30 protein-coding genes are annotated in these 26,011 nt (G+C 72.0%); 17 read left to right on the top strand and 13 right to left on the bottom strand.

From position 1 onward, the window contains the following. The first annotated feature begins 25 nt into the window (after positions 1–25). Positions 26–325 (top strand): rhodanese-like domain-containing protein, encoded by a 300-nt coding sequence (locus tag ASG28_RS00310; protein ID WP_055976570.1) that lies wholly within the window; start codon positions 26–28, stop codon positions 323–325. Here the strand turns inward: ASG28_RS00310 and ASG28_RS00305 are convergent. Beyond that, positions 316–1,356 (bottom strand): cation diffusion facilitator family transporter, encoded by a 1,041-nt coding sequence (locus tag ASG28_RS00305; RefSeq protein ID WP_055970814.1) that lies wholly within the window; start codon positions 1,354–1,356, stop codon positions 316–318. The genes ASG28_RS00310 and ASG28_RS00305 overlap by 10 nt on opposite strands. A gap of 1 nt (position 1,357) precedes the next feature. Then, positions 1,358–1,711, bottom strand: coding sequence for an ArsR/SmtB family transcription factor (locus ASG28_RS00300; protein WP_055970812.1), 354 nt, complete (start codon positions 1,709–1,711; stop codon positions 1,358–1,360). A 53-nt stretch (positions 1,712–1,764) separates the two neighbouring features. Between ASG28_RS00300 and ASG28_RS00295 the strand changes: the two genes are divergently transcribed. Then, the gene (locus ASG28_RS00295; RefSeq protein ID WP_055970810.1) at positions 1,765–2,361 is read left to right on the top strand and encodes a GrpB family protein; all 597 of its coding nucleotides are present in this window, start codon (positions 1,765–1,767) and stop codon (positions 2,359–2,361) included. Positions 2,362–2,398: 37 nt separating this feature from the next. Here the strand turns inward: ASG28_RS00295 and ASG28_RS00290 are convergent, their stop codons facing one another. Beyond that, positions 2,399–3,241 (bottom strand): helix-turn-helix transcriptional regulator, encoded by an 843-nt coding sequence (locus ASG28_RS00290; protein ID WP_055970808.1) that lies wholly within the window; start codon positions 3,239–3,241, stop codon positions 2,399–2,401. A 102-nt stretch (positions 3,242–3,343) separates the two neighbouring features. On the opposite strand from ASG28_RS00290, the gene ASG28_RS00285 reads away from it, so the two are divergent. The 4 genes from ASG28_RS00285 (at position 3,344) to ASG28_RS00270 (ending at position 6,293) form a co-directional block, all read left to right on the top strand. Then, positions 3,344–4,024 (top strand): SDR family NAD(P)-dependent oxidoreductase, encoded by a 681-nt coding sequence (locus tag ASG28_RS00285; protein ID WP_055970806.1) that lies wholly within the window; start codon positions 3,344–3,346, stop codon positions 4,022–4,024. A 163-nt stretch (positions 4,025–4,187) separates the two neighbouring features. Then, positions 4,188–4,937, top strand: coding sequence for a hypothetical protein (locus ASG28_RS00280; protein ID WP_055970804.1), 750 nt, complete (start codon positions 4,188–4,190; stop codon positions 4,935–4,937). Positions 4,938–5,063: 126 nt separating this feature from the next. Beyond that, the gene (locus ASG28_RS00275; RefSeq protein ID WP_055970801.1) at positions 5,064–5,534 is read left to right on the top strand and encodes a MarR family winged helix-turn-helix transcriptional regulator; all 471 of its coding nucleotides are present in this window, start codon (positions 5,064–5,066) and stop codon (positions 5,532–5,534) included. Between the two features lie 153 nt (positions 5,535–5,687). After that, the gene (locus ASG28_RS00270; RefSeq protein WP_055976567.1) at positions 5,688–6,293 is read left to right on the top strand and encodes a class I SAM-dependent methyltransferase; all 606 of its coding nucleotides are present in this window, start codon (positions 5,688–5,690) and stop codon (positions 6,291–6,293) included. A 91-nt stretch (positions 6,294–6,384) separates the two neighbouring features. On the opposite strand, the gene ASG28_RS00265 is transcribed toward ASG28_RS00270, so the two are convergent. Continuing rightward, the gene (locus ASG28_RS00265; protein WP_055970799.1) at positions 6,385–7,125 is read right to left on the bottom strand and encodes a helix-turn-helix transcriptional regulator; all 741 of its coding nucleotides are present in this window, start codon (positions 7,123–7,125) and stop codon (positions 6,385–6,387) included. Positions 7,126–7,238: 113 nt separating this feature from the next. On the opposite strand from ASG28_RS00265, the gene ASG28_RS00260 reads away from it, so the two are divergent. The 6 genes from ASG28_RS00260 to ASG28_RS00235 are packed head-to-tail and all read left to right on the top strand — an operon-like array spanning position 7,239 to position 12,422. After that, a complete protein-coding gene (locus tag ASG28_RS00260; RefSeq protein ID WP_055976564.1) occupies positions 7,239–8,210 on the top strand; it encodes an ABC transporter substrate-binding protein in 972 nt (323 codons plus the stop codon). Next, entirely contained in the window at positions 8,211–9,209 is a 999-nt protein-coding gene (locus tag ASG28_RS00255; RefSeq protein WP_082454138.1) for an amino acid ABC transporter permease, read from the top strand. Beyond that, positions 9,206–10,021 carry an amino acid ABC transporter ATP-binding protein gene (locus ASG28_RS00250; protein ID WP_055970797.1) on the top strand — a complete coding sequence of 272 codons (816 nt, stop codon included), beginning with the start codon at positions 9,206–9,208 and terminating at the stop codon, positions 10,019–10,021. The genes ASG28_RS00255 and ASG28_RS00250 overlap by 4 nt, the downstream gene beginning before the upstream one ends. After that, on the top strand, positions 10,018–11,199 hold the full coding sequence (locus tag ASG28_RS00245) for an aminotransferase class V-fold PLP-dependent enzyme (protein WP_055970795.1): 1,182 nt from the start codon (positions 10,018–10,020) through the stop codon (positions 11,197–11,199). Before ASG28_RS00250 ends, ASG28_RS00245 begins: the two co-directional genes overlap by 4 nt. Beyond that, positions 11,196–11,612, top strand: coding sequence for a RidA family protein (locus tag ASG28_RS00240; RefSeq protein ID WP_055970793.1), 417 nt, complete (start codon positions 11,196–11,198; stop codon positions 11,610–11,612). Before ASG28_RS00245 ends, ASG28_RS00240 begins: the two co-directional genes overlap by 4 nt. A gap of 9 nt (positions 11,613–11,621) precedes the next feature. Then, positions 11,622–12,422, top strand: coding sequence for an Fpg/Nei family DNA glycosylase (locus tag ASG28_RS00235; protein ID WP_055970791.1), 801 nt, complete (start codon positions 11,622–11,624; stop codon positions 12,420–12,422). A 47-nt stretch (positions 12,423–12,469) separates the two neighbouring features. On the opposite strand, the gene ASG28_RS00230 is transcribed toward ASG28_RS00235, so the two are convergent. Further along, the gene (locus tag ASG28_RS00230) at positions 12,470–14,164 is read right to left on the bottom strand and encodes a PHP domain-containing protein (RefSeq protein WP_055970790.1); all 1,695 of its coding nucleotides are present in this window, start codon (positions 14,162–14,164) and stop codon (positions 12,470–12,472) included. A gap of 179 nt (positions 14,165–14,343) precedes the next feature. On the opposite strand from ASG28_RS00230, the gene ASG28_RS00225 reads away from it, so the two are divergent. Beyond that, complete coding sequence (locus tag ASG28_RS00225) at positions 14,344–15,177, top strand: hypothetical protein (RefSeq protein WP_055970788.1); 834 nt, start codon at positions 14,344–14,346, stop codon at positions 15,175–15,177. A gap of 2 nt (positions 15,178–15,179) precedes the next feature. On the opposite strand, the gene ASG28_RS00220 is transcribed toward ASG28_RS00225, so the two are convergent. Next, positions 15,180–17,081, bottom strand: a complete 1,902-nt coding sequence (locus tag ASG28_RS00220; protein WP_055970786.1) for an ABC transporter ATP-binding protein — start codon at positions 17,079–17,081, stop codon at positions 15,180–15,182. Positions 17,082–17,192: 111 nt separating this feature from the next. Here ASG28_RS00220 and ASG28_RS00215 point away from each other — a divergent pair, with 111 nt between their 5' ends. Beyond that, entirely contained in the window at positions 17,193–17,738 is a 546-nt protein-coding gene (locus tag ASG28_RS00215; RefSeq protein WP_055970783.1) for a GNAT family N-acetyltransferase, read from the top strand. A 76-nt stretch (positions 17,739–17,814) separates the two neighbouring features. On the opposite strand, the gene ASG28_RS00210 is transcribed toward ASG28_RS00215, so the two are convergent. After that, complete coding sequence (locus tag ASG28_RS00210; protein ID WP_055970781.1) at positions 17,815–18,228, bottom strand: hypothetical protein; 414 nt, start codon at positions 18,226–18,228, stop codon at positions 17,815–17,817. Between the two features lie 151 nt (positions 18,229–18,379). Here ASG28_RS00210 and ASG28_RS00205 point away from each other — a divergent pair, with 151 nt between their 5' ends. Beyond that, a complete protein-coding gene (locus ASG28_RS00205) occupies positions 18,380–19,315 on the top strand; it encodes a helix-turn-helix domain-containing protein (protein ID WP_055970780.1) in 936 nt (311 codons plus the stop codon). Positions 19,316–19,364: 49 nt separating this feature from the next. Here the strand turns inward: ASG28_RS00205 and ASG28_RS00200 are convergent, their stop codons facing one another. The 3 genes from ASG28_RS00200 to ASG28_RS00190 form a co-directional block, all read right to left on the bottom strand. After that, the gene (locus ASG28_RS00200; RefSeq protein WP_055970778.1) at positions 19,365–19,652 is read right to left on the bottom strand and encodes an ArsR/SmtB family transcription factor; all 288 of its coding nucleotides are present in this window, start codon (positions 19,650–19,652) and stop codon (positions 19,365–19,367) included. A gap of 89 nt (positions 19,653–19,741) precedes the next feature. Further along, a complete protein-coding gene (locus ASG28_RS00195) occupies positions 19,742–19,897 on the bottom strand; it encodes a hypothetical protein (RefSeq protein ID WP_055970776.1) in 156 nt (51 codons plus the stop codon). 117 nt (positions 19,898–20,014) lie between these two features. Then, on the bottom strand, positions 20,015–20,287 hold the full coding sequence (locus ASG28_RS00190) for a hypothetical protein (RefSeq protein ID WP_055970774.1): 273 nt from the start codon (positions 20,285–20,287) through the stop codon (positions 20,015–20,017). A gap of 298 nt (positions 20,288–20,585) precedes the next feature. Here ASG28_RS00190 and ASG28_RS00185 point away from each other — a divergent pair, with 298 nt between their 5' ends. Continuing rightward, positions 20,586–21,521 carry a nuclear transport factor 2 family protein gene (locus tag ASG28_RS00185; protein ID WP_055970773.1) on the top strand — a complete coding sequence of 312 codons (936 nt, stop codon included), beginning with the start codon at positions 20,586–20,588 and terminating at the stop codon, positions 21,519–21,521. Positions 21,522–21,546: 25 nt separating this feature from the next. Here ASG28_RS00185 and ASG28_RS00180 read toward each other — a convergent pair whose 3' ends face one another. From ASG28_RS00180 to ASG28_RS00170, 3 genes are all read right to left on the bottom strand, one after another. Next, positions 21,547–22,689, bottom strand: a complete 1,143-nt coding sequence (locus tag ASG28_RS00180; protein ID WP_082454678.1) for a fatty acid desaturase family protein — start codon at positions 22,687–22,689, stop codon at positions 21,547–21,549. A 149-nt stretch (positions 22,690–22,838) separates the two neighbouring features. Continuing rightward, positions 22,839–23,624, bottom strand: coding sequence for an ANTAR domain-containing protein (locus ASG28_RS00175; protein ID WP_055970770.1), 786 nt, complete (start codon positions 23,622–23,624; stop codon positions 22,839–22,841). Continuing rightward, entirely contained in the window at positions 23,621–24,358 is a 738-nt protein-coding gene (locus ASG28_RS00170; protein WP_055970769.1) for an ANTAR domain-containing protein, read from the bottom strand. Before ASG28_RS00170 ends, ASG28_RS00175 begins: the two co-directional genes overlap by 4 nt. An 827-nt stretch (positions 24,359–25,185) precedes the next feature. Between ASG28_RS00170 and ASG28_RS00165 the strand changes: the two genes are divergently transcribed. Continuing rightward, complete coding sequence (locus tag ASG28_RS00165; protein ID WP_157485585.1) at positions 25,186–25,998, top strand: hypothetical protein; 813 nt, start codon at positions 25,186–25,188, stop codon at positions 25,996–25,998. Positions 25,999–26,011: the final 13 nt, after the last annotated feature.

Genomic DNA, 26,011 nt, shown 5'->3' with positions numbered 1-26,011 from the left:
CCCACCAGGAGAGATCGAGGACAGCATGACCCAGATCACCGTCGACCGGTTGGCTGCCCTCCCGGCCCCGTTCGTCGTCGACGTGAGGAGCGCCGACCGGTTCGCCGAGGGCCACCTCCCCGGCGCGCTCAACCTCCACCCCTCGCAGCTCGCCGACCGGCTCGACGAGATGCCCCACGGAGTCGCCGTGTACCTCGTCTGCCAGGGCGGGATGCGGAGCGCCCGCGCGGCACGGGTCTTGCGGTCTCGCGGCATCGACGCCGTCGACGTCGTCGGAGGAACGACCGCCTGGGCAGCGGCAGGACTGCCCCTCGTTCAGTCCTGAGGGGCGACCCGGGCGACCGGTACCGGGGTGATCGTGAAGGCGTCGAGGTTCGGGAGCGCCCCTCGGACGCGTAGGCAGGCGTGGTCGGCGATGCCCGATGCGTCGACAAGGTCGTCGGTGGCGACCTCGACGGTCGCCGAGCCCGTCAGCCGGTGCCCGATCCACCGGAGTCGGAGGTCGCGCACGGCGACGACCCTGGCGGCGTGCTCGAGCGCGTGCTCGACCCGGTCGAGCAGGTCGGGGTCGACGGCGTCCATCAGGCGGGCACCGACGGACTTCACGGTGCCCCACAACAGGATCATGATCGACACGGCGATCAGCAGGCCGATGATCGGGTCCGCGAGGGGGAAGCCGAGCAGCACACCGACGGCCCCCAGCACCACCGACAGCGACGTGAACCCGTCGAGGCGAGCGTGCACGCCGTCCGCCACCAGCGCGGCCGAACCGATCCGGCGGCCGACCCGGATGCGGTAGATCGCGACCACCTCGTTGCCGGCGAAGCCGACGACGCCGGCCAGGACGAGCAACCAAGGCGCCTGGACGGGCTGCGGGTGGACGAGACGGTCGACCGCCTCCCACCCGGCGACCACGGCCGAGAGGGCCACGACGATGACGATGAAGAGACCGGCGAGGTCCTCGGCGCGGCCGAAACCGAAGGTGTGACGGCGGGTGGCGACTCGTCGACCGAGGACGAAGGCGATCCAGAGCGGCACCGCGGTCAGCGCGTCGGCGAAGTTGTGGATCGTGTCGGCCAGGAGGGCGACGGACCCGGTGGCCACGACGAGGACGGCCTGCAACACCGTCGTCGCGAGCAGGACGAACAAGCTGATCTTGACCGCTCGGATGCCCGCCGTCGATGCCTCGAGGGCGTCGTCGACGGAATCGGCGGAGTCGTGCGTGTGCGGGACGAACAGGTCGTAGAGCCAGGCCTTCACCCGACCGTGCGGGTGCCCGTGCTCATGCTCGTGCTCGTGCTCGTGCTCGTGGCTGTGTTCGTGCTCATGGCTGTGTTCGTGTTCGTGTTCGGCCACCTCACTGCCCCCCGGCGTGGTGGGGTGCGTTGCCGACGGCGTGCTCGGCCTGTCTCACGGCGTCGCTGACGAGCTCGGACGCGTGCTCGTCCGTCAGACGGTAGAAGGCGGTCGTCCCCTCGCGGCGCGGCTGCACCATGCGAGCGAGTCGCAGCTTGGCCAGGTGCTGTGACACCGCCGCCGGGCTCTTGTCGACTATGTCGGCGAGGTGGTTCACCGACAGCTCTTCGGCGTTCCGCAGCGCCAGGATGATGCGGATGCGGGTCGCGTCGGCGAGCATCGCGAACACCTCGACGGCGAGTTCGACGTACTCGGAATCGGGGTCGAGTCCGCAAACCTTCTTATCTACGTGCATGCGCAGATGTTAGTACAGGGTCGACCGGTTCCGGCGTCTGGCAGGATCTCCTGATGCCTGCCGACCGGACCCCCCGCCGACCCGACGTCACGACCACCGAGATCGTGGGCGGTGCCGAGGCCGTCCACGTCTCGTTGCACGAGTACGACGAGCGCTGGCCCTCGGTGTTCGTGGAGCACCGACGCCGCATCGTCGAGGCCCTCGCGCCGTCGGGGATCGCGGCCGACGTCGAACACATCGGCTCGACGTCGGTGCCCGGCCTGGCCGCGAAGCCGATCGTCGACGTCGTGGTCGCGGTGCCCGACATCACCGCCGAGGAGGACTACCTCGCCCCGCTGCTCACCGCGGGCTACGAGCTGCGGGTGCGCGAACCCGGGCACCGACTCGTGCGGACGCCCGAGCGCAGCGTGCACGTGCACGTCTACGAGCAGGGCGCCGACGCGATCGACGGGTACCTGCTGCTGCGCGACCACCTGCGCACCGACGTCGCCGACCGCGAGCTCTACGCGAGCGTCAAGCGTGACCTGCTCGGCCGCCGCTGGGAGGACATGAACGACTACGCCGATGCCAAGACCGAGGTCATCGCCGCGATCAAGGCGCGGGCTCGCGCGGCCCGGGCAGCGGCCCGGGAAGGGGCCCGCGAGCGCTGACCACGCCACGGCCTCCGCGGTCGGCCGGGCCGAGGTGTCAGACGACCGGCGTCGCCGCCAACGACTGCAGCCCGGTCACGCGCAACAGGTCGAGTCGCGCCTCGTCATCGGAGCCCGGTGCGACCGTGTAGACGACGATCCGCAGGTCGCCGGGTGCGGTCAGCACGTCGCAGTCGATCGTGATCGGGCCGGCCGGCGTGTCCGTCACCGTCTTGCGGCTGGCCCGGTGCTCGGCCACCTTGGCCTCGGCCCAGCGGCGTGCGAACTCGGGAGACGTCTCGAGCAGGCGCGACACGAGGTGGTCGAGCGAGCGGTCCGACGGGTAGCGCCCCACGGCGGCCCGCAGGTCGGCGGCCAGGTCGCTCGCGAAGTCCTCTTCGTGCTGCGCGTCGAAGTCGGTGCCCGCGTGGCCCGACGTGAAGTGCCGCCAGACGAGGTTGCGCTCGAGCCCGACGAGGCGCGACGGGTCGCCGTTCACCGCGGCCCACAGCGGGTTCCACAGCAGGATGTCGTGGGTCGCCGAGAAGACGGCCAGGGGCACGTCGCCGAGCCGGTCGACGATGCGCTGCACGCCGGGCCCCACGTGGCGCGGGACGACCCCGGCGGACGGAGGCGCGGCGCCGGCCGAGCGGTAGAGATGGTCGCGTTCGTCGTCGCTCAGGCGCAGGGCGACCGCCAGGGCACGGAGCATCTGCGGTGACGGGTTCGTCGCCCGCCCTTGCTCGAGGCGGACGACGTAGTCGACGCTCACCCCGGCGAGCGCCGCCAGCTCTTCGCGGCGCAGGCCCGTCGTCCGGCGTCCCGCCCCCGCCGGCAGCCCCACGTCGGCCGGGTTCACCCGGTCACGCCACGACCGCAAGACATCCGCGAACTCGCTCATGCGCCCATCCTCCCCCGGTCCGGTCGCCCGAGGGTGGTACCGGCAGTCCTCCCGTCGTGCGGGGCCTGGGTGCCGGGGCGGTGTCGGGCGCAGCATGGACCCATGACCACCACACTCATCACCGGGGCCAACAAGAGCCTCGGCCTCGAGACCGCCCGCCGCCTCCTCGAGGCGGGCCACACCGTCTACGCCGGCATGCGCGACCTCGACTCGGGGGACGCCGTCCGGGCCCTCGGCGCCCGTGCCGTGCAGCTCGACGTCACCGACCAGGCGAGCGTCGACGCGGCGCTCGCCTCCCTGCCCGAGCTCGACGTCCTCGTCAACAACGCGGGCGTGCTCGGCTCGTCGTTCGGCGTCGACGACCTCAGCCCCGAGACGATGCAGGAGGTGCTCGACGTCAACGTCGTCGGGCTCGTCCGCGTCACCCAGGCCGCGCTGCCGCTGCTGCGCCGCTCCGACCGGCCCGTGATCGTCAACGTCGCCTCGGGCGTCGGCTGGCCGCGCTGGCTGAGCACGGAGGGCCACGACGAGCACCCCGTCGCCGCGGTGCCCTACGCGTCCTCGAAGGCGGCCGTGATCGCCCTGACCGTGCAGTACGCCAAGAACCTGCCCACCTTCCGCGTGAACGTCAGCGACCCCGGCTACACCGCCACCGACTTCAACGGTCACGGCGGCCACCAGACCGTCACCGAGGGCACGGACGCCACCGTCGCCCTCGCCCTGCTCGGCCCCGACGGGCCGACCGGCGAGTTCCACGACCGCCGGGGCCGCATCGACTACTGAACGGTGACCGCAGGAGGCGCGGTGCCGGTCCTCGGGGCCGGCACCGCGCCTCCTGCGTTCCGGGCCGGGCCGGGCGGCCCGCACGCGTGTAGCTTCGGCCTCATCCGGACATCGAGGGCGTGCCCGTCGGGCGGCCCGGCGACGCGACGACGCAGGAGGCCCGATGGCGAGCAACCGACGCCTCACGGCGGTCGCCGGACGCGTCGAGGAGTTCGGTTGGTCCGCGCTGAGGCCGGTCCTCCGGCTCCGACTCGCCTACTTCCGGCACGTCATCCGGACGGGGACCTTCCCGCCCCGGCGTCCTGACGCGATGACCTGCGCGGCCGACCACGTGGGCTACCTCGGCAGTGCCGCCGCGGCGCGTTTCGGCGTGCTCGACGACGACCTGACGACCCTGAGCCGGGTCGCGTCGCAGGTGGGAGCCCTGCGCGGCAGGCCGTTCGCCTGGATCGAGGTGGCTCCGGGAGTGCTGACGGTGCACGACGCCGCCGAGTCGTCGTCGTCCCTGGCGGAGGCCGACGTCGACGCGGTGGTCGTGGCACTGGGCTTCAGCGACGTGCTGCTGATGACCTCGGCACGGGCGTGGCAGCGCGACCTCGACCGACTGCTCGACCATGCGCGACGTCCGGGCCGGGGGCTCAGCCCGGTGATCGTGGCGGGCATCCCGCCGATGCACCGCTTCGCGCAGACCGCCCGACTCGGCCGGGGACGCATCCGACGCCAGGTGGCTCGTCTCGACGCCGCGACCCGGACCGTCGTGGGTCGCCGCGGGGACTGCGTGTTCGTGCCGTTCCCCGACCCCGACGGCCCCGCCCGGGTCGGACCCGAGTTCTACTCGTGGGCGCAGGTGCACAAGTCCTGGGCCTCGGCCCTCGCACCCGAGCTCGCGCGCCTCCTCGACACGCACGCCTGACGGCCCCCGCGGGCCCGCGGCACCGCCGGCGGCACCGCCCGCGGCGACCGTCACGGCCCCGAACGGGGTCATCCGTTTCGCGCCGCCCTGGCGACACCGGGGGCGACGCTCGAATAACCTGCTGTCGTGAGCCCCGACCTTCCCGCCACTCCGGAGAACCACCCGGAGTCCGTCCGGCGTCTCGCCGCGACCCTGCAGAGCCTGGACGAGGCACACCGCCGCTACCGACTCCACGCCGCGAAGGTCGTCGGCATGGGCCACACCGAACTGGCCGCGCTGCTCGCCGTCGCCGATGCCCCGGGACTCACCCCGGGCGCGCTCGCCCAAGAGCTCCTGCTCAGCACGGGGGCGACGACGGCCGTGGTCGACCGGCTCGAGAAGTCGGGGCACGTCACGCGCAGCCGGCACCCGGGCGACCGCCGCAGCCTCTTCCTGCACCTGACCGCGCAGGGCGAGGACACCACGACCACCCTGCGCGAGGCCTACCAGTACGTCCTCTCGACCACGGGCACGGACGAGACCATCGGCGAGGCCCTCCCCCAGCTCGACAGCATCGCCGCGGCGCTCGACGCGGCCGCCCGCGAATCCGCGTCCTGACCCGCGCCGCGCCTCCTCGAGGTCGAGGTCGAGGTCGAGGTCGAGGTCGCACCACCGATGTGTCGTCGAACCACGGAACACGATGGTTCGACGACCCATCGATGGTTCGACTGCGAGTCCCGACTGCGCGGCAGGCCTCCTAGGATGCGGGGCATGACACGGGAGGTCGGGGCACGCTACGCCGCGCGGGCCCGTGAGTACGTCGACCACCTCGGCTCGATGTCGTCGGTGCACCCGTCCGACGAGCACCTGGTCACGTCGTGGGCGACCGCGGTCGAGGGCCCCGTGCTCGACGCGGGCTGTGGGCCGGGCCACTGGTCGGGACACCTCGCCGCGCGGGGCGTCCACGTGCGCGGACTCGACCAGGTCCCGGCCTTCGTCGAGCACGCGCGCCGCACCCACCCGGGCGTCTCGTTCGACCTGGGCGACGTCGACGCCCTGCCCTACGAGCCCGACGCGTTCTCGGGAGTCCTCGCCTGGTACTCGCTGATCCATCACGACCCGAGCAGCATCCGGCGCCCCCTCCGCGAGTTCGCGCGCGTCCTCCGACCGGGCGGTGGGCTGCTCGTCGGTTTCTTCACCGGGTCGGGCAACGAACCGTTCGACCACGCGATCGCGACCGCGTGGCGCTGGGCGCCCGACCTGCTCGCGGACGAGCTGCGCGCCTCCGGGTTCGTCGTGCTCGAGACCCACACGCGGACGGGACCACCGTCCGGCCCGAGGCCCCACGGCGCGATCGTCGCCCGTGTCGCACCGTGAACTGAGCATCGCACCGTCCATTTCCGCGGTGCGATGTCCAATCGGTGGTGCGACTTCCGCGTGACCGGCACCGAGGCCGGCGCGGCGTCCGTCAGCCGCCCTGCCGCACCTGTCGCACGTACCGGTACACCGTCGGCTCGGACACGTGCAACGCCTCGGCCACCTGAGCCACCGCCCCCTTGAGCAGGAACACCCCCGCCCGTTCGATCTCGCGCACCGCCGCGACCTTCTCGTCGGGCGTCATGCGGTGCGGCTCGACGCCCTGGGCGGCGACGATGCGGGCGACACCGTCGAGGGCGAGCTCGTCGACGTTCATGCTCAGCCGCTCGGCGACCGGCCCCGACGACGACGTCGAGGCAGGGCCCGCCTCGGAGCCGGAGCCCAAGGTCGCCCCCTTGACCAACCCCGTCGTCGCCGTGATGGCCGCGAGCAGGTCGCGGGCCCGGGTCAACGGCTCGTCGTCGATGTTGAGGCACAACATGCCGACGACGTCGCCGCCGGCGTCGCGGATGAAGAAGGTCGACGAGCGGAACGTGCCGCCGGTGCGGGACTCGGCCAGGTAGTTCGCCAGGTAGTCGCGGTCGTCGTGCTCGTGGTTCTGCAACACCTTGAGCACGAGGTCGGTCGCCGGCCCGCCGACGCTGCGACCGCTCACGTGGCCGTTCGTCAGGGCGACGATCGACCGACTCAGGTCGCTCGTGTCGTGCAGCACGACCTCGGTCCGAGGCCCGAGCAACTCGGCGAAGAAGTCCATGAGCGGCAGATAGGGCTCGAACTCGGCCCGCAGGACGCGGCTGGCGTCGACCACGGTGGCGCTGCTGGCTCTCGACATGGGTCCAGGTTACCGGCATGTAACGAAATCGTCGCACTGTGATAATTTCTTCTCACCCGGCCGATCACTCGGCTAGCTTGCGATGACCGACGATGCTCACGAAAGGCTCGACCATGACCCGAACCCGCTCCCGCTCCGCCCTCTGGGGCACCGTCGCCACGGGCGCCGTCCTGGCCCTGGGCCTGACGGCGTGCGGCGGCCCGAGCGCACCTCAGCCCGGCGACGCGTCCGGCGACGCCTCGTCGTCGTCGTCGTCGACCATCCCCGACACGAGCGCACTGCTCGACGCGGTCCAGGTCGACGACACCCTCGCCGCCCAGGTGCCCACGGACATCAAGGACAAGGGCACGCTCGTCGTCGGCTCGAACGTCCAGTCCGCGCCGAACAACTTCTACGCGGCCGACGGCTCGACCGTCATCGGCTCGGACCACGACCTCATCACCGCGGTCGGCAAGAAGCTCGGCCTCGACGTCGAGTACCAGAACCAGGACTTCGGCTCACTCATCACCAGCCTGCAGTCCGGCCGCGTCGACGTGACGATCGCCGCGATGAACGACACGGCCGAGCGCCAGCAGGCGATCGACTTCGTCGACTACCTGACCTCGGGCATCACGCTGATGGTGCAGAAGGGCAACCCCGACGACATCACCGGCCCCGACGCGCTCTGCGGCAAGTCGATCGCCGTCGTCACCGGCACCAGCCAGCAGGAGTTCGCCGAGGCGACCAGCACGCAGTGCGAGTCCGACGGCGACGAGGCACTCGACATCACGGTGACCGACAGCGACAGCCAGAACCAGACGCAGCTGCGCACCGGCCGCATCGACGCCATCGTCAACGACCTGCCCAGCGCGGTCTACATCTCGAAGACCGCCCAGGACGGCCAGGCCTTCGAGGTCGTCCCCGGTGACGTCATCGACGGCGCCCCCTACGGCATCGGCGTCAACAAGGACGACGCCGAGCTGCGCGACGCCATCGCCGCCGCCCTCGACTCGCTCATCGACGACGGCACCTACGGCGAGGTGCTCGACGCCTGGGGCATCACCTCGGGCAGCGTCGCCGAGGCCACCGTCAACGGCGGCAAGTAGGTGGCGACCGCACGACCGACGGGAACCGACCCGGGCGACACGACCCGCGCCTCCTCGGGTGGACGCGACGGCGGGCCCGCAGGCGGCCGCGAGCTGCTGCCCCAGGTCCGCCTGAAGCACTGGGGCCGCTGGGTCAGCGCCGTCGTCATCGTGGTGCTGCTCGTCGCCCTGGTCTACGGGGCGTCGCAGGGCGACATCTCGTACCGCGACATCCCGTACTACCTGGTGTCGCCGATCATCCTGCAGGGCCTCGTCGGCACGATCGTGCTCGCCGTGGTCGCCCAGGTGAGCGCGGTGGTCATCGGCGTCGTCATCGCCCTGATGCGCATCTCGAAGAACCCGGTCGCGCAGGCCTTCGCGGCCGGCTACACCTGGCTGTTCCGCGGCCTGCCCGTGCTGCTGCAGATCCTGCTCTGGTACAACCTGGCGCTGATCTTCCCGCGCCTGACCGTCGGGGTGCCGTTCACCGACGTGGTGTTCCTCGACGTCAGCACGAACGACGTCATGACCACGTTCGTCGCGGCATTCCTCGGCCTCGCCCTCAACGAGAGCGCCTACATGGCCGAGATCGTGCGTGCCGGCCTGAAGAGCGTCGACCGCGGCCAGATCGAGGCCGCCCAGTCGATCGGGCAGACCCCGATGCAGCGGATGGCCCGCATCGTGCTGCCCCAGGCGATGCGCATCATCATCCCGCCGACCGGCAACGACTTCATCAACATGCTCAAGGGCACGGCGATGGCGTCGGTCATCGGCTACCTCGAGCTGATCAAGGCGGCGAACAACATCGCCTCGTTCAACCTGCAGGTGATGGAGACCCTGATCGCCGCGGCCATCTGGTACATGGTCATCGTCAGCGTCGCGAGCGTCGGCCAGTTCTACCTCGAGCGCAGCTTCGACCGGCAGGACCGCCGCCCCGGCGGGCCGCCCAACGCCCGCGCCCTCCGCCGCAAAGTCGCCGCCGACCTCGGCCGCGCACCCCTCGTGAGGAGCACCCCGTGACCACGACCGACACGACGACCGCAGGAGGCGCGGGTCCCGCCGCCGAGGCGGCCCCCGTCCTCGAGGCCATCGGCATCGGCAAGTCGTACGGCAGCCACGAGGTGTTGCGCGACGTCTCGATGACGGTGCGCAGCGGCGAGGTGGTCTGCATCATCGGCCCGTCCGGAGCCGGCAAGTCGACGTTCCTCCGCACCCTGAACCGGCTCGAGGAACCCGACGCGGGCGAGGTCTGGGTCGGAGGCGAACCGATGGGCTTCGAGCTGCGCGACGGCAGGCTGCACGAGCTCAGCGAACGCCGCCTGTCGGCTCAGCGGGCACGCACGGCCATGGTGTTCCAGCACTTCAACCTGTTCCCGCACCTGACCGTGCTGGGCAACGTGCTCGAGGGCCCCGTCCGCGTGCAGCGCCGGTCGGCGAAGGAGGCGCGGCGCGAGGCCGTCGAGATCCTCGAGCGGGTGGGCCTCGGCGACAAGGTCGACGCCTACCCCGGTCAGCTCTCGGGCGGGCAGCGACAGCGCGTGGCGATCGCCCGGGCCGTCGCGATGAAGCCGCTGTTCCTTCTTTTCGACGAGCCGACCTCGGCCCTCGACCCCGAGCTGGTCGGCGAGGTGCTGAAGGTGATGGGCGACCTGGCCCGGGACGGCATGACCATGCTCGTCGTGACGCACGAGATCCAGTTCGCCCGCGAGGTCGCCGACCGCGTCGTCTTCATGGCCGACGGCGGCATCGTCGAGCAAGGGCCGGTCGACCAGGTGCTCGGCACCCCGCGCGAGGCCCGCACGAAGCAGTTCCTGCAGCGGGTGCTGGCGTGACGTCGGGCACGGCGACGGGCTCGGGCCCGGGGACGGGCTCGGGCCCGGCGGCGACCCCCGGCTCGGCGCTCGACGCCTACCTCGCGTCGTTCGCCGAGCCGGTCGGCTACCTGAACTTCGGCAGCTACGGGCCGCCGTCACGGGACGTCGTCGAGACGATCGGCCGCCTCGCCTCCGCGGCGAGCGCCGGCGTCCCCTCGTCCGGCCTGCACGCCGAGGACGAGCGGGCCCTCGCCGCGGTCTCGCGCCTCACCGGGTTCGACCGCGGCGGGGTCGCCCTCACCGGCAGCACGTCGCTGGGGCTGATGCAGATCGCGTTCGGCCTGCCCCGGGGCGAGGTCGTGGTCAGCAGCGCCGAGTTCCCGTCGAACCTGTACGCGTGGTGGCGCTCGGAAGAGGCAGGGCTCACGACGGTCCGGCCGTTGCCCGCCGTCCCGGGGCAGCCGCTCGCGCCCGTCACGCCCGAGCGCGTGGCCGACGCGGTCGGGCCCGACACCGTGGCCGTCGCGGTGAGCGCGGTCGACTTCCGCACCGGCACCGTCGCCGACCTCGCCGGGCTGAGGGAGGCCGTGGGCGACCGTCTGCTCGTCGTCGACGGCATCCAGGGGTTCGGCGTCCTCGACGCCGACTGGACCCTCGCCGACGCCCTCGTCGTCGGCGGCCAGAAGTGGCTGCGCGCGGGCTGGGGAACCGGGTTCGTGGCGCTGTCCTCGCGGGCACTCGCGCGCCTCCGTCCGGTCCTCGGGGGGTGGACGGGCGTCGAGGGTGCCTCGCGCTACGACGGCCTGCCGCACGCCCCGCTGCCCGGGGCGCAGCGCCTGTCGGTGACCAACGGATCGCCGTTCGCGTCGGGGGCGTTGGCCACGGCGCTCGAGCAGCTCGAGTCGGTGGGGGTCGACGTCGTGGCGTCCCGCGTGGCCGACACGGCGGGCGACCTGATCGGCCGACTCGAGTCCACCGGGGTGCCCGTGCTCTCCCCCGTCGACCGATCGCGGCGGGCAGGACTCGTCGTGGCGGGCGTTCCGGCTGGTGAGGCCGCCGCCGCCGGGGCACGACTCGAGACCGCCGGCGTCACGGCGACCGTCCACGGCGACGACCGCGTGCGCCTCAGCGTGCACGCCACCACCACCCCGGCCGCGATCGACGCGGCCCTGACCGTCCTGGGAGGACGCCGATGACCCTCGACCCGAACCCCCTCCACGCCGTGCACACCGACGAGGCCCCGGCCGCGATCGGCCCCTACTCACAGGCCGTCCGCGTCGGCGACCTGGTCTTCGTGTCGGGCCAGCTGCCGATCGACCCGGCCACGGGCGAGTTCGCCGGGCCGGACGTCCGCGACGAGGCGGCCCAGTCGTTGCGCAACGGTGCCGCCGTGCTCGAGGCCGCGGGATCGGGCATGGACCTCGTCGTCAAGACGACGGTGCTGCTGGCCGACATCGCCGACTTCGCCGTCGTGAACGAGGCCTACGCCGAGGTGTTCCACGGTGCGGTGCTGCCGGCCCGCGCCGCGTACCAGGTCGCCGCCCTGCCCAAGGGCGCCCGGGTCGAGATCGAGTTCGTCGCGGCGGTCGCCCCGAGGCACGCCGCGTAGCATCGCGGCATGCCCGAGGGTGACAGCGTCCACCTGCTGGCGGCGCGCCTCCGTCCCTCGCTCGTCGACCGCGTCGTCGTCGACGGCGAGCTGCGGTCGGGCGGCCGGGCGGGCGAGTCGCTCGCCGGTCGGCGCATCGTCGAGGTCGACACCCACGGCAAGCACCTGCTGACCCGCTTCGACGACGCCACCACCCTCCACACGCACCTGCGCATGCAGGGGTCGTGGACGCTGACCCGACCCGGTCGCGTCCTGCCGTCGCGGCTGCAGCGGCAGGTCCGCGTGCGCGCCCGGCTCGACGACGGCCACACCCTCTGGGGCGTCGACCTGCCGGTCGTCGACCTCGTGCCGACCCGGGACGAGCACGCCCTCATCGGCCACCTGGGCCCCGACCCGCTGCGCCCCGACTGGGACCCCGAGGAGGCGCGACGTCGCCTGGCCGCGCTGCCGGACGTCACGATCCGTGCCGCCCTGCTCGACCAACGTCCGATGGCCGGCCTCGGCAACCTCTGGGTCAACGAGGTGGGCTACCTGCGCGGGGTGCACCCGGCCACGCCGATCGGCGAGGTCGACCTGGTGAAGCTCGTCGACGTCGCCGCGCGCGCCCTGCGCTTCTCGGCCACGACGCCCGGCGCGTACCAGGTCACGACGGGCCGGACCCACCGCGGCGAGACGCACTGGGTGGTCGGCCGCGCCGGACGCCCGTGCCTGCGCTGCGGCACCCGCGTCGAGGCGCGCGACGACCCGCCGACGCCGGACGGGCGCACGCGTCGGGCCTGGTGGTGCCCGCGATGTCAGCCCGCGACGTGACGTGGGTCGGTCGCGACGACGGCCCCCAGGGGTGAGCCGCGGTCGGCTCAGCGCACGCTGACGAAGATCGGGTTCGCGTAGAGCCAGGTGTCGGCCCACGGGTCGGCCGGGGCGACGGGGTACGGCTGGGGCGCGCGGGGGTCGACCTCGGAGCCGAGCGGGCCGACGCCGTGCACCCGGCCGTCGCTGCCGCGGAGGCGCACGTAACCGTCCTCGGTGGCGGGCTCGAGCGGCACCACGACGCGGAACGGAGCGGCGGAGCGGTCGGCGACGTCGAGCAGCTCGACGACCCGGGTGCCGGGCGCGCGCTGCTCGTCACGGTCGGCCGCGGGTCCGGTGACGCGGCCGCGGATCACGTCCAGGTGGGCGAGCCGCGGGACGGTGCCCCGCGAGGTGGGCGTCGTCGTGGGCACGACGTCCACCACGAGCTCGAGGGCGGTACCGCGCGGGACGGTGAGGGTCCCGCCCAGGGTGGCCTGCGCCTCCTGACCGCCGGTGGCCCGGAGCACGACGGAGAGCCCGGCGACCAGGTGCCCGTGGTCGACCCAGAGCCGACCGGCACGGACGGCGTCGAGCAGGGCGGCGGACGACCGGTCGACGGCCCCGACGTGGTTCCGGCTGAACTCGCCCGGCCAGAAGTCGGCGCCGTTCTGGGGCGTGGCCGTGGCGACCGGGTCGGGCCGACGGCCGGCACGGTCGAAGTTGGCGAGCGTCGCCCCGGCCTCCCAGCCGGGCCCGGTCGGGAAGTCGCCGACGCGCGTCGAGTCGGACTCCTTGAGGTGGAGGTCGCTGTTCGAGGTGACCCACCAGCGCCGCCCCTCGCTGAGCAACGAGTCCCACACGCCGCCGACGACGGCCGTCGTCCAGTCGAAGCCACCGTGGGTGAGGTAGGCCTCGGTGGGGTAGCCGGCGAACGAGAACTCGCTGGGGGCGTTCTCGTACTCTCCCCGCCGCGAGCGCTCGCCGGCGTTCGCGGCGATCGCGCCGGCCTGGGCGCCGGGAGCACCTTCCATGCCGACGAACACTTCGGGGTCGGCGTCCTGCCAGGCACGCAGCTCACCGGGCGAGTCGATGCCGAGACGGCTCGGGTGGTTCGCCAGGACGATCACGTCGTCGACGACGCCCGCGCTCTTCTGGGCGCCGAGCCAGGCGATGGCGTCGGTGGCGTGCACGAGCCACTCGGCGGCGTCGTCGGTGCCGGGGCGCGGTTTCTCCCAGCCGTTGAGCTTGCCGTCGTGGTCGAGCTCGAAGCGGCGCAGCACGCGGGTCGTCGCGGGCCCGGGAGCGACGAGCACGGTGGCGTGCTCGGCGCCGGGGATGTACCACTCGAGACCCTGCAGCACGAGCAGGTCGGGGCGCGCCGCCCGCGCGGTCTCGATCTCGCGGGCGGCGTTGAACACCCCGCCGACGTTGGCGTGGCCCTTGTTGCTGTGCTCGGTGAAGGCGATCGCGTCGACCCCGAAGCGCTGCGCCTGGTCGAGGATCGTCGTCATGGGGTACTTCGCGTCGTGCGAGTAGACCGAGTGCACGTGGTGGTCGAACACCAACCACGAGAGCGCGGCCGGGTCGACCACGGCGGACGCCGACGGCAGCGGCGCGGCCTCGGCGGGGTCCGCTCCCCGCAGTCCCTGGGCGGTCGCCCCCACGGCGACCGTCGCGGCGACGGAGGCCCCCAGGAAGGCCCGGCGGGAGAAGCCCGATCCGGTCGGGGCGGACTGCTCGGGGCGGGGGTCGAGGGACATGGCATCACTTTCGTCGGGTGGGCGTCCCGACCGTAGGCATCGGGCCTGAACCGCAGGCCAACGGTCGGGGACGTGGGCGACACCCGGCGTTCACGAACCGTTCCCCCGGGTGCGCGACAGTCCTGGCGTCGCCGCGCGCTCCCCGCCGCGGGGGCCCACCGCACCCACCGAAGGTCCCGATGCCCTCCTCCGCCCCCACCGCCCGCCGCCTCCCCTCGCGCGCCTCCGTCCCGGCCGCCCGCCGCCTCGCCTCGCGCGCCTCCGGACGGGCCCTGCTCGTCGGGGCGGTCCTCGCCGCCGGCACGGTCGCGGGCCTGGCCGGGCCCGGTGCCGCCGTCGCCGCCCAGGCAGCCGCCGGCCCCGCACCGCTCGTGCTGCGCGACGCCGCCGGCACCGCGGTCGTGTCGGGCGACGCCCGTGCCGACCCGTCGTTCGCCTCGGCGCTGTTCGCCGCGGGCTGCCCGTCCGACGCGGACGATGCCGCCCGACTCTCGGTGACGTCAGGAGGCGCGACCGTCGTCACGTCGCCGAGTGTCGCGGTGGCCGCGGGGCAGCCGGTCGAGGTGCCCATGGCGATCTCGCTCGAGGAGGTCGTCGCCGCCGGCGTCGAGGCGGGCGGAGCGACGCTCTCGCTGGAATGCCTCGTCGTCGAGTCGGGCATCCCGTCGACGGTCGTTGTGGCCGCGACGCTGCCGGTGACCTTCGCCGCAGGGACCTGGTCGGTGCCCGGCGCCGAGGTCGACCCGGCGCCGCCGACGGACGACCCGACCGCGGTGCCGACCGATCCCGGCACGGAGCCCTCCCCCGCGCCCACGGACGGTGCCGGGGCGGGAACGGGCTCGACGCCGCGCCCCTCGGCCACGGCCCGGCCCTCCGCCGACGGAGCCCTCGCCTTCACCGGCGGACAGGTCGCCGGGGTCGGCGCCCTCGCCGCCGGCCTGCTCGCGGCAGGCACCACCCTCGTGCTGCGACGACGTCGGACCGTGCCCGTCGACGGGCCGCCCGCGGAGTAGGACTACAGCGCGCTCGGTGCCTGCTCGTCCGCGGCGACGTCCTTCTGCACGGCGAACTGCGTGCGGTGCAGTTCTTCGTAGCGTCCCCCCGCGGCCAGCAACTCCTCGTGCGTGCCGCGCTCCACGATCGAGCCGTCCTCGACCACGAGGATCTGGTCCGCGCTGCGGATGGTGGACAGGCGGTGCGCGATGACCAGGGCGGTCCGCCCCTCGAGCGCCTCACTGAGGGCGGCCTGCACGGCGGCCTCGGACGTCGAGTCGAGAGCCGCGGTCGCCTCGTCGAGGATGACGACGCGGGGCTGTGCCAGCAGGAGGCGCGCGATGGTCATCCGCTGACGCTCGCCTCCCGAGAGCCGGTAGCCGCGCTCGCCCACCATCGTGTCGAGCTGGTCCGGCAGGGACCGGATGAGCGGCTCGAGCCGCGCACGGCGGACGGCGTCCCACACCTCCTCGTCGGTCGCCTCGGGTCTCGCGAGGCGCAGGTTGCTGAGGATGGTCTCGTGGAACAGGTGGCCGTCCTGCGTCACCATGCCCAGGGTGTGACGCATCGAGGCGAAGGTCACGTCGCGGACGTCCGTGCCCGCGAGACGCACGGCGCCGCCGTCGACGTCGTACAGACGCGACATCAGCTGCGCGATCGTGGATTTCCCGGCACCGGACGTACCCACGAGCGCGACGGTCTGCCCCGGCTCGATCCGGAAGGACACGCCGTGCAGCACCTCCTCACCGCCGCGGGTGTCCAGGGTGGAGACCTCTTCGAGGGAGGCGAGGGACACCTTGTCGGCGGACGGGTACGCGAAGCGGACGTCGTCGAACTCGACGCTGACCGGGCCCTCGGGGACGGAGGCGGCGGCGGGCTTCTCCTGGATCAGCGGTTCGAGGTCCAAGACCTCGAAGACGCGCTCGAAGCTGACCACCGCGCTCATGATCTCGACCCGCGCGTTCGCGAGTCCGGTCAGCGGAACGTAGAGGCGGGTGAGGAGGAGGGCCAGGGTGACGACTTCTCCGGTGTCGAGCTGGCCGGCGAGCGCGAGGGCACCGCCGAGCCCGTAGACGAGTGCGAGGGCGAGAGCGGAGACGAGCGTCAGCGCGGTGACGAAGACGAACTGCAGCAGCGCGGTCCGGACCCCGATGTCGCGGACGCGGGCGGCGCGGACGCGGAACTCCTCGGCCTCTTCGTCGGGGCGGCCGAACAGCTTCACGAGCGTGGCGCCGGGCGCGGAGAAGCGCTCGGTCATCTGCGTGCTCATCGCGGAGTTGTGGTCGGCGGCCTCGCGGCGGAGGGCCGCGAGACGGCTGCCCATGCGCCGCGCGGGCACCAGGAAGATCGGGAGCATGACCACGGCGAGGACCGTCACGAGCCAGGAGGTGCTGAGCATGACGATCAGGGTGAGGACGAGGGCAACCACGTTCGTGACGACGCCCGAGAGGGTGCCGCTGAAGGCCTGCTGGGCGCCGATGACGTCGTTGTTGAGACGGCTCACGAGGGCGCCCGTCCGGGTGCGGGTGAAGAACGCGATCGGCATCTTCTGCACGTGGTCGAAGACGGCCGTGCGGAGGTCGAGGATCACGCCCTCGCCGATCCGGGCCGAGAACCAGCGCGTCACGAGCGAGACGCCGGCGTCGGCCAACGCCACGACGGCGATGAGGACGGCGAGCCGCACGATGGCCGCGAGTTCGCCCCGCGCGACGATGACGTCGACCACGCGGCCGGCCAGCACCGGTGTCGCGACCGCGAGGAAGGCGCCCACGACGGAGAGGGCGATGAAGATCACCAGCTTGGACCGGTAGGGCACGGCGAACGTCATGATCCGCCGGACGGACTCGCGGGAGATGCCGTGCCCGCCGTCTCGTGCCGACGAGATCTTGTAGAGCGAGCTCCAGGCCGCGCCTTCCATGCTCATGGGGGTTCCTTCCGTGGGGGCCTGGCCCAATGTAGACGGCAGGCCGCCCCGGGCTCGCAGCAGCAGCATCCGTCGGGCGGTCGTGACCGGTGATGCGGGAGGATCGAGGTCATGGACACGGACACGCTGGCGACGACTGCCCGGTTGATCCTCCGCCTGCACCGGGAGAGCGATCTGGGTCGACTCGTTTCGATCTACTCACGACCGGACGTCGCGCGGTACCTCCTGGAGGAGCCCTGGACGGTCGAGTCCGCGCGGGTGCAACTCGAACGACGCCTGGGTCGGACGGACCTGGCCGAGCCCGTCGGGGCACTCGCTCTCGTCGTCGAGCGGGAGGGGTCGGCGATCGGCACGGTGTCGCTGTGGCGCACGGAGCAGGAACGGCGCACGCTCGAGATCGGGTGGACGCTCGATCCCGAGCACGGGGGCCGGGGGTACGCGAGCGAGGCGGTCGCGGCCGCTCTGCAGCTCGCGTTCGCGCGCGACGACGTCCACCGTGTGACCGCGCAGATGGACGCTCGCAACACGTCGTCCGCGCGCCTCGCGGCCCGGGTCGGCATGCGGCAGGAGGCACACCACCGGCAGGACTTCTGGAGCAAGGGCGAGTGGACCGACACCCTCGTCTTCGCGATGCTCGCCGACGAACTCCCCGCGTGACGCGTCGGTCCTGGAGGGGCCGCCGCCGGACAGACTCGGCCTGGCTCGCCTGCGCGTGCGGCCGCGATCCGATCCCCTATCGGCCGCGGGAGAACCGTTCATCGAGCAGCATCGCCAGCCGATCGAGGTCACCGCGCACGAGGTGAGCGTCTGACGCGAGGTCCGCCTCCGACATGCCGTCACGGCGGAAGAGGGTGAAGACGGCCTCGCTGCCCTCGTCGTTGGCCACGACACGGAAGGGGTTGCTCACGACCGATCCGTCCGGCAGGGTCACGTCGTGGTCGAGGATGCCGAGCTCGACCGGCCCGGTGAACGCGACCTCGACGACCCCCATGGGTGAGTCCGTGATCCACCGCCCCTCGTCCTGACGGATGCCGGCACTCAGACCGGCCGCCCACGCGGGGAGGTTCTCCGGGTCGCCGGCGATGCTCGAGACGGCGGCGACGTCGTGGTCGAACGCGCGCGAGATGTGGACGACGGGCCAGGTCATGCAGGGAAGCTAGCAGCGTTCCGTTCGGCGAGCGACCCTCACGACGTCGAGTCGGGGTCGGCGTTCCGGGACCGCTCGGGTTGCAGGTGCCGCAGCGTCATGTGGTCTGCTCGAAGCACGTCCCGTCTCGTCCCGCGTCGAAAGGCCCGCCATGCACGCCATCCCCGTTCCGCCCCGTCAGGTCCTGATCGGTGACGCCGCGGCGTTCGTGGGCATCACTCCCCGGGCGATCCGCCATTACCACCAGATCGGCCTGCTGCCCGAGCGCGAGCGGGGTGCCGACGGCAGGCGCCGTTACGGCTACGCCGAGATCATCCGGCTGCTGTGGATCCGACGGATGGCCGACGCCGGGATCGCCCTCGAGGACATCCGTGACGCGTTCGCCGGGGCCGCGTCGGGCGGGGCCGACGGTGCTGACACCGGCGTGTCCGACGGCACGGACGAGGTCGCCGGCGTTCTCGCCCGACTGGAAGACGCCCTCGAGGCGCAGGAGGACGAGCTGCGACGGAAGCGGGACTCGGTTCGGCGCATGCGAACGCTCGGCAGCCGTCTGGGGCTGCTCGACGACATCGTCTCCACCCGCCTCGAGGCCGCGCCCGAGGGCTCCCTGCGCGAGGACGACCTCGACACGCTGCTGGTCACCGAGCGGATCTTCGGTCCGCTCGGTGCCGTCCTCCAGGCGAGCCGGTTCCTCGTGCTGGCCCTCCATCCCGACCTCCGCGCCGAGTCCGACCGCGTCGACGCCGCAGAGGAGGCGCTCGACGACTCGGTCGCCGTCGACGATCCCCGGGTCGCACAGGTGGCGGCCGAACGTCACGCCTTCGACACCAGACTGCTGGGCATGATCGAGGAGTCCGGCCAGCCGGACGAGGACGACGCGATCTTCGACGCCTGGGACGAGCGGCACCCACCCGAGGACGCCGCCGGGGCACCGGCCCCCGGGAAGGCAGGGGACTCTCGCGCCAGGAGCGCGGGAGACATCATCCGGAGCATGCCCTACGACTTCTCCCCGGCCCGCCTGCGCTGCATGGAACTGGCACTGCGACTCGCGATGGACGAGACGGAGACGGAGACGGCGGCACCCTGACGGGCCTGCAGGCGTTCAGATCAGGGGCCCCTCGGGCCGCGTCGCAGCTCTAGGAGTTCTCGCCGACGTGTTCGACGGCGTCGTCGACGATGTGCGAGACGTGCCGGTCACTCACGGAGTAGATCGCCTCGCGACCCACACGGGTGACCTCGACGAGGCCTGCCGATCGGAGGACGCGCAGGTGCTGGGACACGAGCGGTTGCGCCAGGCCCGAGGACTCGACGAGGGCGGTCACCCCGGCCTCGCCCTGCCCGAGGCGACGGAGGAGGCGGAGCCTCGAGGCCGATGAGAGAGCTTTGAAGAGCTCCGCGGCGGACTCGAGGGCATCGGTGCTCATGACGGACACATTAGCGCCGACGAATGTGACCGAGGGCCCCACCAGCCGGTGGGGCCCTCGGTCACGCGGCGCCGATCGGCGCCCGACGATCAGTGCTCGTCGTAGTGGTCGCCGTGCTGGGCGTGCTTGTGGTCGCCGTGGACGTAGTCCACGTGGTCGTCGTGCATCACCGTCTCGTGACCACAGGCGCTGCCGTGCTCGTGCTCCGTGACGGTGTGCTCTGCGTGGACTTCGGTGTCAGCCATGGTGGTGCCTCTCTCAGCGGGTGGATGGGTCCATGACACCAGATGCATGCACGTATGGCAATGCGTTGACGTAATCGATATCGACAACCGGAATCACCGACCTCGCCGGTCGCTGCGTCAGGGCCGGCGGCGCACACCCCGTCGGTAGCCGAACCATGCGGCGAGCACGAGCAAGCCGAGGACGAGGACGCCCGCGCCCACGAGGCTCGTGGTCGAGAACAGGTGCACACCGTCAGGGGTGAACGTCGTGTCCGACGAGGGCGCGTACGCGAACCACCCGAAGGACACGGGTCGCGCCGAGGCCACGGCGAAGACGACGACGCCCACGACCGACAGGGCCGAGCCGGCAGCCAGGACGAGGCGGGAGGTCTGGAAGGCACGACGCGTCATGCCCGGACCCTAGCGCGCCGTCGGGGTCGGTCGGTGCCGTGGCCGGCCGTGCTCCGGAGGGTCGTGCGGACGCAGAAGTCTCTGCGGTCCCGGACCGGTTCGGACGCGTGTGAGCACTACTCGCGTAGGACACGCCGCACGGAAGCGTTCGCGAGCGTCCCGATCCTGCGCGGGCGGTGCAGGCGGTTCCACGATTCCGACATCCACGTGAGTGGCTTACGAGAAAGTGCGTACCTCCGTTCGACGGGGCTTCCTGAGATGCTGCGATCACCCGCCGACCATCGCTGAAGGAGCCTTCATGTCCGTCGCATCCAGCCGCCTCGCCCGCGGCACGGCCGTCCTCGCCGGAGCCGCCCTCCTCGCCGGACTCGGCGTCTCCACGCCGGCAGCCGCTGCTCCCGGATCCACACCGAAGCCGACCGTGACGACTGCCGCGGACCGGCGGGACACCACCACCGAACGCCGCAACGCCTGCGCCGTGCGGACGCTCATCACCACGACCTTCGCCGATCCCGACAGCACGTCCTCCCAGCAGCTCGCGGGGCGGTTCGTCTCCCCGGGCGCGGTCGCGCACGGAGCAGGGACCACCGCCGGGCCGCAGGGACTCCTCGCCCAGTTCGCGGCGGACCGGACCCGCGTCCCCGGTGCTCACGCCGTGATCAAGCGCGTCGCAGCCGACGGCGACCTCGTCGCGGTGCACTGGCAGATCACCCCCGACCCGCGCGACGAACGACGCGGTGACGCCGCCGTCGACCTGTTCCGCCTCGAGCACGGCCGGATCGTCGAGCACTGGTCGCTCGAGCAGCCCGTTCCGACCGGCACGCCGGCCAGCGGGAACACGAACACCATGTTCAGCGACCTGTACCGGCCGGCACGTCCGACCGCCGCGCCGTCGGAACGTCAGGAAGAACGCAATCGCGTCCTCGCGGTGTCGGCGTACGACACGCTGTTCCGTGACCACGACGCGTCAATCCTCGACCGCGCCTTCGACCCCGCGTACCTGCAGCACAACCCGGTCGCTCCGAACGGGACGGCGGCGCTGAAGCAGCTGTTCGGCAGCGGTTCGCAGTTCCCGGCGCAGCAGTCCGTCATCTCGCTCTCCGACGGCGACATCGTCTGGACCTTCTCCCAGGCGGTCGGCGCGAAACCCGGCGACCCGCTGCTCGCTGCCGACCTGTTCCGCGTCGACGACGGCCTCATCCGCGAGCACTGGGACGTGGTCCCGACGAACTAGCCGCGACGGTCTCGGTGACGGGGGCTCATCGAGGTCGTAGCTGGGTGGCGGCCGGGCAGTCGAACACGTCGCCCCCGGTCGCGAGTCCGACCCGGTTCAGGTACCGGATCACGATGCCGTAGGACTGCCACAGCGTCGTCTCGGTGTACGGGATGCCGTGCTCGGCGCAATGCCGCTTGACGAGCACGCTGGCCTGACGGAGGTGCGGCCTGGCCATGCTCGGGAAGAGGTGGTGCTCGACCTGGAAGTTCAGCCCGCCCAGCGCGGCGTTCATGAGGGGGCTGCCCCCGACGTTCCGCGAGGTGAGCACCTGCTTGGACAGGAAGTCCACCCGCGTGCCCTCGGGGATCATCGCCATCCCCTTGTGGTTCGGAGCGAACGACGCGCCCATGTAGAGGCCGAAGACCCCGAGTTGCACGCCGACGAACGCCACGGCCATGCCAGGGTCCAGCAGCCAGAACACCAGCCCGAGGTAGACGGCGAAGCGTGCGGTGATCAAGCCGATCTCGTGCCAGCGTTTGTCGACGCGTCCCCGACCGACGAGGGTCTTGTACGACGTCACGTGCAGGTTGACGCCCTCCAGCAAGATTATCGGGAAGAACGCGTACCCCTGGCGGTGCGCGAACCACCGGGCGACGCCGGTCTTGCCGACCGCGTCCTCTTCCCGGAAGACGATCACGTCGGGGGCGATGTCGGGGTCCTTGCCCACCGTGTTCGGGTTGCCGTGGTGACGGGTGTGCTTGCTCATCCACCACGCGTACGACATGCCGACCACGCCCGCGGCGAGCACGCGACCGACCCGCTCACTGGCACGGCCCGACTCGAACACCTGCTTGTGCGCCGTCTCGTGGGCGAGGAACGCGTACTGGGTGAAGATGACGCCGAGGGCCGCCGCGATCAGCAGCTGGAACCAGCTGTCGCCGAGCAGGGCCGACCCGGTCACGGCGGCTGCCAAACAGACGGTGACGAGCACGAACGCCGTCACGTAGAAGCCCGTCCGTCGGCGCATCAGGCCGGCGTCGCGCACCTGGGACAGAAGGGTCGAATACGTGCTCACCGGAGTCGACGGCGTGCCGGCGACGGTGGGTCGGAACCCGGGAGGCGCGTGCCCGTCGACGGGGTCAGGTCCGGTCGCCGAGACGGGCGTGGTGGTCGTGGTGGTCGTCATGGTGCCCGCCTTCGAGTCGCGTGGGCAGCCGTCGTCGAGCACGCGGGAGCGGAGGGAGCGCTCGCTCGGACGGGGCTGCGACGGCGTCCGCCGGGTGCGGAAGGGGCCGTCAGGTCGCGGCCTGGGTCTCGGGGCGCTGACCTCCGACGCTAGGCCTCCGGGCGCCTCCGTTCACGTCCGGTCGGTGCATTGTCAGCTTCCGGCGGTTCGGTGAGCTCGAGGACGAGGCCGCCTTCGACGATGGCTCGGGCGACCTCGCCGATCTTGGTCTGGGTCTTCCGGGCCTCGTGCCTGATGAGCCGGTACGAAGCCTCCATGTCCAGATCGTGGGTGTGCGCGACGAAACCCTTCGCCTGCTCGATCAGGACGCGACTGTCGAGGGCCCGTTGCAGCTGCTGCTTGGTCACCGACAGATCGGAGACGACCCGCTCCTGCAGGATGCTGATCGTCGCCACGTCCGCCAAGGCCTGCGCGGCGACGGCGTCGGCGTCGTTGAGCTCGCCCTCTCGGTCGCGGAAGAGGTTCAACGAACCGATCGTCTCGTCCCGTAGCCGCAACGGGATGGCGTGGACGGCGACGAAGCCGAGCCCTTCGGACATCGTCGCGAACGTCGGCCACCGCTCCTGGATCTCACGGGCAGAGCCGACGGAGACGACCCGCGCCGAAGTGATGGCCTCCACACACGGACCTTCGTCCGCGCGCAGCTGCATCAGCCCGACGAACTGGCTGCGCTCGCTGGTGGACGCGACGACGTCGTACCCGTCGGAGGCGTTGCCGAGGACGATGCCCGCCGCCGAGGCGTGGAACAGGCCGATGGACCGGTCGACGAGGGACTGCAGCAGGCCGATGAGGTCGTAATCGCGGACGAGGCTGTCGGCGACGGTCACGAACGCATCGACGAGTTGCCGTTCTCGATGGATCTGTGTGGCGCTCATGGAACGATGCCCCCTCGGGGTGTCGTGGGCTGGATGAAGGTCAGGGTGCGGTCGAGGACCCGCTGGGCGGTCTCGTCGACCGTCTCGCCGGCGCTGTAGGCATGGCTGCGGAGCATCAACAATGCATCCGCTGCCGACACCGACGCCTGGGCGATCACCATGCCGGTGGCCTGGTGGATCTCGCGGCGACTGAAGGTCGCCGGAGCTGCGGCGTCGTCGCCCTGTGCTGTTGCCTGCTCGATCCCGCGGACCAGGAGCGTCCTGCCCACCATCGCGGCCATCCGCTGGACGTCGGGCGTCCGGGTGAGGTCGAAGGTGTGGGTGGTGTCGTCGTAGAGGTCGAGCACCCCGATGGGGATGGTGCCGACCGAGAGCGGGAACGAGTACACCGCGGAGAGCCCCTCGGCGACGAGCGCAGACAACGCGAACGGCCAGGCCTCGCCGGCGGCCGAGCGGAGATCGGGTTCCAGGACCGCCCGGTGGGAGGCGGCGGCCTGCCATGCCGGCCCTTCCCCGAGGTCCAGCTGGATCTCCTCCCACCGGGCGGAGCGAGCATCGGAGGCCGAGAGGGTCTCGACCCCCAGGGGATCGCCGAGGGACGAGACGGCAGCACCGGTCACCCCGAAGGCCGCGACGAAAGGCGAGGTCAGGTCCGAGGCCCTGTCGGTGGGTTCGTCGCCGGCCGCCCGGGCGAGGGCGACCAGTCCGACATCGGTGCGGGACAGGTCAACCATGAGCCGACGGGGGTTCGTTGAAGGTGTGCATCAGGACCGATCTCGCGATGACGGTGACGGGGTCGCGAGGTCTTGGCGAGAGCCGATAGCCCCCGAGCATGGCACACCGACACCACCGACGGGAAGCCCGTGATTGCCCGTTGTGCACACCCCTTTGATCGCTCCTCGACGTCCTGCCCGCCCCCTTCCCGGTCCGGTGATGACGAGAGAAGGTTGCGGTCGTGTGGCCATCGGCCCTACCGTGAAGCACGGCCACCCCAGACCACAGGCAGCCGGCACCCCACGAGCGCGAGCCCTGCCCGAACCACGGTCTGAAGTCACCTTCCTCCGTTCTCGAGCCAGGCCACGACCGGCCCCGCCCCGAACAGGCCTGAACGACACCTCGCCGTCCGGCGCCCCGGCACCAGGCTCCGGTCGCCCCTGACTTGCACCCTCGTGATCTCACCCGTTGGTCTCGAGGATGCAAGCGGTCCTCCCGACGGGACGACAGGTCGTGCCCTCATCGACTCCGGTCACAGCGGGGGTGGTCTGCTCCTCGCGGCCGAGCCCTGCGAAGTCCCCATCGACGCGGGGGTTCGTTGCCGCTAGGGTCAGGTCGTCGGCCGAGACCCCGCTGATGGCACGTCGCACTGTGTTGCGCTCCCCGGGGACCGGTTCCGCCTTCTCTCGTGGTCGCATCCACAGTCGCACCGCCTGGCGGTCGAGCAGACGAGAGCGGGCATCCGGCACCTGAACCGCCGGATGCCCACTCTTCTCGACGGCGAACCGTGCCTCCCCCGCAGCGCGCCGGCGCGGCGTTCGACGAGCGATCGGATGACGAGGCCCACATGACGAACGGTTCTCCTGCAGCGAAGCCACTCCGTCTGGCGGCGACTGCCGTGCACTGGGTCGAGTTCTTCTTCCGCCGAGCCGACCGCTCCGGCGACATCTACCCGGACGACGAGCCTCACGGGCAGGTCCCGGGAGTGGACCCTGACCGGATCATGGTGATGGGTGAACGAGGCGAGATCAGCCTCGGGGTCGTGACCCACGAACTGTCGATCGCCGGATACACCGCTCGAGAGCACCACCAGCGAACGGGACGCGGCTGCGCCTGGTCCGTCGCCACGCTTCCCGGCGACAGCATCGACGACGGGCGAGTCCTCGTGGGCAGGCACGCCGGTGACATCGCGAAGACCGATCTCGTCGTCGTCCTGGCCGGGATCTCCGACTGCCTGACCTTGACCTCGGCAGCGCGGTGGCACCGGGGCCTCGACGAGATGCTGACGGCTCTCTTCGAGCACCTTCCCCTCGACGCACACGTCGCGGTCGCCGAGATCCCCCCGCTCGAGAACGCCGGCAGTCTGAGCCGATCAGCCCGCCTCGCAGCCGGATACCGCTCGACGCTGCTCAACCACCGGACGAGGAAACTCCTCCGGTCCCACCCGCGCGCGACGGCGGTCCCGTTCCCGCCGGAGCTCACCGATCGACTCTGGGTCCCCCAGTCCCAGCAGGAGCGGTACACCCGCACCTATTCCCTGTGGAGCCGGAGCCTCATGGCGGCGTGCCTCGAGGCACGAGAGCTCGTCTCCTCGTCCGGACGTCACTCCTCCCTGCGCAACCCCCCACCGGTCCACGACCCGGACCGTGAGGTTCGGTGACGAGCCCGTCCGC

This window comes from Frigoribacterium sp. Leaf415 (assembly GCF_001424645.1).
In the GTDB taxonomy this organism is placed as follows: domain Bacteria; phylum Actinomycetota; class Actinomycetes; order Actinomycetales; family Microbacteriaceae; genus Frigoribacterium.
Note: the sequence above shows the minus strand (reverse complement) of the source record. Positions and strands in the feature narration are given on the sequence as shown.